The 367-nt window shown below is 51.8% G+C and carries 1 protein-coding gene; it reads right to left on the reverse strand.

The window, feature by feature from the left end; all coding sequences use genetic code 11:
• Window positions 1–367: class II aldolase/adducin family protein (locus tag Q4563_RS17155; protein ID WP_336623046.1), on the reverse strand; the 367-nt coding region annotated here is incomplete at both ends.

Raw genomic sequence — 367 nt, forward strand, 5'->3', positions numbered from 1 at the left:
GACTGAGTAGCGGTGGTGTGCACGTGCATCACACAATGACTATCGGCAACCTGCTGGTGAATCTTGCCATGAAAAGTAAAGCCAGCCGGATTAATCGGCCAGTCGGACTGGCCAATAATATTGCCTTCGATATCGACCTTGACCAGATTGGAGGCGGTGACTTCGGTGTAGTGCAGGCCAAAAGGATTAATCAGAAAATGCTCAGTACCAGGCACCCGTAAAGACAAATGGTTATAGATACCCTCGTCCCAGCCCATCAAGGCGAACACCCGATAGGTGCCAGCCAGTTTGATCCGGGTTTGCCATTCGCTATCACTGATATGCGGTGGCTTGTTGAAGTTGGCCGGGTCACGGCTCAGAGTAGTGC

Source organism: Gilvimarinus sp. 1_MG-2023, assembly GCF_030548285.1.